Raw genomic sequence first — 5,719 nt, 5'->3', positions numbered from 1 at the left:
GCGCCCCCACCGTCGCCTGGACGTACCGCGACCGCGTGCATGTCCACGACCTCGCCACCGGGCACGAGGCCGTGCTCGACGGGCAGCCCGACCTCCTCGGCCTCGCCGTCCACCACGGGCGCGCCGCCGTCGTCACCGTCTTCGGCCCCGCCAGCGACGCGAGCGTGGTCGTGTGGGACGCCCTCACCGGCGAGCGGCTGACCGAGTTCACCGTCTGGCTCGGCCACCGGACGGCCATCGACCGCTGGATCCTGCACGCCGCGCCCGCCGCCGGCCCCCTCATCGGCCTGCCCGGCGACGCGGCGGTCGGCATCCTGGACGTCGAGCGCGGCGAGGAGATCGCGGCGCTGCCGGGCGGGTACGCGGTGCTGACGCCGTCGCCCGACGGGCTCGTCCTCGTCCAGCCGGGGCCCGCCGAGCTGCGCGTCAGCGGCCTGGACGGCGAGGCGCTCGCGGTCCTGGCGGCGCCGGGGCCGTGCGACCAGGTCGCGGCGTCCCTCGCGGGCGGCCGCCTCATCGTCGCCGCCGCCCTCCAGGACGAGCCCGACACCGTCCTCGCCTGGGACGCCGCGACCCTGGCCCCGTCCCATCTCGTGAAGGTCCCGGCCCCGGTCAACGACCTGGCGCTGGCCCCGGACGGTACGCTCCTCGCCGCCACCGACGACGGCCTCCACACCGCCCGCCTCTGCGGCTAGCGGGCCCGCCGCCCGTCAGAAGCCGGGGGCGGCGACGTGGGCGACGCGGTCCAGGACGGCCAGGTCGGCGTCGTCCAGCTCGATGGCGTCGACGGCCAGGTTCTCTTCGAGGTGGGCGATCGAGCTCGTGCCGGGGATCAGCAGCATGCGGTCGTAGTGGGCGAGCAGCCAGTGGAGCGCGATCTGCGACGCCGAGGCACCGTGCTTCGCGGCCACGTCAGCGATCGCCGGGTCGGCCGCGAGCGCCTGAGGGCCGCCGGTGAACGCGGAGCCGAGCGGATAGTAGGGGACGTAGGCGATGCCGTTCGCGCGGCAGAGGTCGAGGACCGGCTCGTCCGTGCGGTTCGCGATGCCGTAGGCGTTCTGCACCTCGGCGATCGGGGTGGTCTCCAGGGCGGCCTCGACGATCTCGGCCGAGACGGTCGAGAGGCCGATGAGATCGAGCTTGCCCTCGTCGCGCAGCTCGGTCAGGGCGCCGAGCTGCTCGGCGAGCGGAACGGCGTCCGGTTCGGGGCCGCCGACGTGGAGCCGCAGGTTCACGAGGTCGATCCGTTCGCGCCGCAGGGTCCGCAGGTCCTGCTCGACGGTCGCCCGCAGCTGCTCCGGACGGGACGCCCTGACCCAGCCGCCCTGGCCGTCGCGGGCGCCGCCGGCCTTGGTGGCGATGACGAGGCCGTCCGGGTACGGGTGCAGCGCTTCGGCGATCAGTTCGTTGACGACGTCGGGACCGTAGACCTGCGCGGTGTCGATGTGGTCGACGCCGAGTTCGACGGCGCGGCGCAGCACGGCGCGGGCCGCGGCCGGGTCGTCCGGCGGGCCGAACACCCCGGGGCCGGCGAGCTGCATCGCGCCGAAGCCGACGCGCCGGACGGTCCTGGCGCCGAGCGGTGAGGTCTGAGTGATGGTGGTCATGCGCCCAGCCTGCGGCCCGTGCACCGCCCTCACCAGTGGCGGCGCCGACCTCGGACGCACAGACCCACCCAAGTCGGGCACCTGGCGCTTACCGTTGAGGCATGGCCAAGAACGGTGAGCTGCGAGAGTTCCTGCGCACCCGGCGGGCGCGCGTCCGGCCCGAGGACGTGGGCCTCCCGGCCGGCGGCCGGCGCCGCGTGCCGGGCCTGCGGCGCGAAGAGGTCGCGATGCTGGCCGCCGTCAGCCTCGACTACTACGCCCGCATGGAGCAGGGGCGGCCCCTGCAGCCGTCCGACCAGGTGCTCGACGCGATCGCCCGCGCGCTGCGGCTGGCGGAGGTCGAGCGGCTGCACCTGCACGACCTCGTCCGGTCGGCCGTCGCGGAGCCCAAGCCCGGCGAGCTGCGCGTCACGCCCGTCGACGCGGGCATGCGGACGATGCTCGACGGCCTCCAGGTCCCCGCGATCGTCATCGACTCGCGCGGCGACGTCCACGCGATGAACCGGATGGGACGGGCGCTGCTGGTGGGGCTCGAACCGGTGCCGTCCGAGGCGGCCAACCACCCGCGCTGGCTGTTCCTGCGGGAGGCGACGCGCGAACTCCACGTCGACTGGGAGATGAACGCGCGCGTGAGCGTCGGCGTCCTGCGGCGGACGGCGGGCCGCTACCCGCGCGACAAGCGGCTGCACGCGCTGATCGGGGAGCTGTCCGTCGCCAGCCCCGAGTTCCGGAACTGGTGGGCCGAGCACGACGTCGAGGTGCCGTGCCGGGGCCCGAAGCGGTTCCGCCACCCCGTCGTCGGCGACCTCACGCTGCAGGTCGAGTCGCTGCAACTGCACGACGGCGAACGCTGGATCTACGCCTACGCGGCGGAACCCGGATCGCCGTCCGAGGAGGCGCTCCGGCTGCTCGGCACCTGGGCCGCGACGCAGGACGCCGAGGAGACGGCCGGTCAGGCGGACGACGCGGAGACGACCCGCCGGTGAAACGCACCGCCGGCGCCCGCGCGGGGCGGGCACCGGCGGCGGGCCGGGTCACTTCTTCGCGAACTTGTACTGGATCGCGGCCTCCTTGGGAGTGAGGGCGCGGTCGAGGAACATCAGGCCGTCCATGCGGCAGTTGCAGGGGTTCCGCTCGAGGTTGTTCTGCGGGAAGCTCCCGCCGATCTTGATGCCGCGCGGGTCGGTGGCGGACGTGACGTCGGGCTCGGGGTCGCCCTCGACGCCCCACGGGTCCCCGGCGACGGTGTAGAAGCCCGGCAGCGGCGCGCCGTTCTTGTAGAGCGCCATCTGCCCGGTGTCGTAGTCGAACGTCGCGGCGAGATGCACCCAGGTGTTCTGGGGGAGGACGCTCTGCCAGTCCTCGCTCGCCGCGAACGTCTGCGACTTCGACCCGTCCACGCGGCGGCCCAGCGCGACGACGCGCAGGGTGCCGGACACGTCGATGATCTCCAGCAGGGCGCGCACGCCGTGCCCGTCGGAGTCGCCGGTGAGCAGGCCGGACAGCCCGATCGCGTTGTACTTGTCGTCGGGGTTCGCGGTGACGGTGTTGGGGCTCGGGTTGGTGCCGGTCATCTTGAACCAGCCCATGAGCGTCGCGCCCTTGGCGGCGTTGAACGCGTGCAGGGACGGGACACCGGTCGCCGAGTAGATCCCCGCCTTCCAGTCGTCGTTCCCGTTCGCGGCCGGGTCCACCTGCCTGAGCTGGATGGCGTGCCGCCGCGCGCCGTCCTCGACCCGCATGGCGGCGCCGCCGTTGATCAGGTCGATCGTCGTCCCGGAGCGGCCGCGGTCGGCCTCGCGGGACGGGTCGCCGGGCACGGGGTGCTCGAAGTCGTAGTAGGAGATCAGGTTCTTCTTCAGGGGCGGGAAGACGCCGCCGGTCGATGCCTGGGCGGGGGCGGCGGCGACGGTGAGGGAGGCGCCGAGCAGCACGGTGGCGAGCGCTGCGGGGCCGCGGCGAATCAGCATTGTCGACTCCTTGGAGCACTCCGGGCGGGCGCCGGTGCCCGCCGCCCGCCCGGAGGAGGCCGTTACTTCGCTGGGGTTCCGCGGACGGTCAGGCCGCGGAGCCGGCCGGTGTTGTCGAACGAGCCGAAGCCCACCCGGCCGGAGCCGAGGGTCGTGTCGAGCGCCGTGAACACGGGGCGGGACGAGCCGTCCACGTACACGGCGGTCTCGCCGGTCTCGGCGCAGCGGTCCACCCGGACGCCGTGCCACGCCTCGTCCGTGATGGACGGCGGCGCACCGTGCGACCGGTTGGCGTTCCACTGCTGGTCGATGCGCTGCCGGTCGGCGCCGTTCACCAGGAAGATCCCGTTGTGCGGGTAGATGGTGTTGTCGCTGGACAGGTGCGCGTAATAGAAGTGCGTGTCGTCCTGGTAGCCGAAGACGACGATGACGTCCCGGTTGCTGACCGACACCGGCGTGTCGAGCCGCACCTGCGCCTCGATCCGCGTCGAGCCGAGCACCGGTCCCTTGGTGAGCACCGCGTACTCGAACGGGCGGCGCGGGCCCGGGCGCTGCTCGCCGGCCTCGGCGAGGACGACCTCGCCACCGGTGAACTCCCACTTCGACGGCGTGACCGGTGCCCAGCTCCCGGCGTCCGTCGCGTGCTTGACCTGGACCGGGCCCGCCTTGCAGGACGCGACCCGCTTCGTCCCGACGACCTTCCAGATCTTGCCGTTGGCCTTGGCGAGCAGGTACGGCTCGCCCTTGGCGTCCATGCCGTAGCGCAGGTCGACGCGCTCGTCACCGGCCAGCTCCCGCATCGTGACGGGCTTGCCGGACGTGTCGTAGGCCGCCAGCTCGTAGATCTGCGCGCGGTTCTTGCCGGACGCGTCGTGCTTCATCTCCGACTCTTCGGTGTACATGAGCCGGCCGTCCACGATGTCGGTGAACAGGTACTTGCCGCGCAGCGCGGGCAGCTTCGCGCCCCGGTAGACGTAGCCGCCGGAGATGGCGTGGCCGACGTCGCTGCGGCAGTCCCAGTCCGGCGGCGGGTCGTGGTCGTAGGCCGCGAGCGGGTACTCGTAGTCGTACTTGTCGTCGTCCGCCGGCAGCGGGTACAGGTGGCAGCGGTCGTCCTTGCGGAAGGTGAACGCGCCCTCCCGCTCGCTCCAGCCGATGTTGGCGCCGGGGTAGATCTCGTGGATCGACTCGATCTCGTGCTCGCCGATGTGCGCGAGGAACATCCGGTGGGCGCCGCCGGTGTCCCAGCTGAACCGGTGCGGGTCGCGCATGCCGTAGGCGTAGATCTCGCCGAGCTTGCCGGCCTGGCCGACGAACGGGTTGTCGGCGGGGACGCCGTACTTGCCGTTCGCGCTGTTGGTCCCGGCCGGGTCGATGCGCAGGATCTTCCCCTGCGGGACGGCGAGGTTCTGCGGGTCGCCGCCGTTGTCGCCGACGTTGCCGTTGCCGCCGTCGCCGACCGTCCGGTAGAGCATCCCGTAGTCGGCGTCGCCGGGACGGGCGTTGGGGTTGAAGTCGATCTGCTGGAGGTTGTGGATGCGCCCGGAGAACCCGATGCGCAGGACCTCGCGGTGCGTCCCGGAGAACGTGCCGGCCTTCGGGTCGGACGCCGTCCACTCGTCGATGACGCCGTGGTAGCCGGTGTTCGGCTGCGGCGTGAGGTCGGGGGTCTTGGTCTTCAGCGCGTTCCCGGCCTCGACGTGCGCGGTGTAGAACTTGCCGTTCTCGCGGAAGTCGGGGTGGAACGCCACGAACCCGAAGCCCTGCCCGAGCCCGGCCTGGGAGAAGAAGTCGGGCGCGAACGTCTCGCCGACGTCCAGGTAGACGCTCGGGGTGCGGGTCTTCTTGTCGAGCAGGTACAGCTTGCCGTTCAGGTCGGGCACGTACAGCCGGCCCGAGTGGTCGGGGACCTCGCCGACGTAGTTGATGCGGTTCCACCGCAGCAGCCGGGGGTCGGTGGGGGTTCCGGTGGGCTTCGACTGCGGGAGCTGCGCGACCTCCTGCAGGACGAGGCCGAGCCCGGAGGGGGCGGGGTCGTCGGGGATCGGGTCGAGGATCGGCGCGTCGTCGCGCGCCTGCGCCGCCGGGGGTACGGCGAGCAGCGGCAGCAGCAGCGCCGCGAGCGCGAGGAGACACCAGTGG

At 72.9% G+C, this 5,719-nt stretch carries 5 protein-coding genes; 2 read left to right on the top strand and 3 right to left on the bottom strand.

The window, feature by feature from the left end:
- Positions 1 to 695: WD40 repeat domain-containing protein (locus ETD96_RS45445; RefSeq protein WP_171069478.1), on the top strand; the 695-nt coding region annotated here is incomplete at its 5' end.
- 15 nt (positions 696 to 710) lie between these two features.
- On the opposite strand, the gene ETD96_RS40370 is transcribed toward ETD96_RS45445, so the two are convergent.
- A complete protein-coding gene (locus ETD96_RS40370; RefSeq protein WP_171069477.1) occupies positions 711 to 1,607 on the bottom strand; it encodes an aldo/keto reductase in 897 nt (298 codons plus the stop codon).
- A 101-nt stretch (positions 1,608 to 1,708) separates the two neighbouring features.
- Here ETD96_RS40370 and ETD96_RS40365 point away from each other — a divergent pair, with 101 nt between their 5' ends.
- Positions 1,709 to 2,593 carry a helix-turn-helix transcriptional regulator gene (locus ETD96_RS40365; protein WP_138641759.1) on the top strand — a complete coding sequence of 295 codons (885 nt, stop codon included), beginning with the start codon at positions 1,709 to 1,711 and terminating at the stop codon, positions 2,591 to 2,593.
- 48 nt (positions 2,594 to 2,641) lie between these two features.
- Here ETD96_RS40365 and ETD96_RS40360 read toward each other — a convergent pair whose 3' ends face one another.
- Together ETD96_RS40360 and ETD96_RS40355 are read right to left on the bottom strand one after the other, a co-directional pair.
- Positions 2,642 to 3,577 (bottom strand): LamG-like jellyroll fold domain-containing protein, encoded by a 936-nt coding sequence (locus ETD96_RS40360; RefSeq protein ID WP_138641758.1) that lies wholly within the window; start codon positions 3,575 to 3,577, stop codon positions 2,642 to 2,644.
- A gap of 62 nt (positions 3,578 to 3,639) precedes the next feature.
- On the bottom strand, positions 3,640 to 5,719 hold a 2,080-nt coding region (locus tag ETD96_RS40355; protein ID WP_205719707.1), incomplete at its 5' end, for a PQQ-dependent sugar dehydrogenase.

It is taken from the genome of Actinomadura geliboluensis, assembly GCF_005889745.1.
Lineage (GTDB): Bacteria > Actinomycetota > Actinomycetes > Streptosporangiales > Streptosporangiaceae > Spirillospora > Spirillospora geliboluensis.
This window is presented reverse-complemented; position numbering and strand designations above follow the sequence as displayed.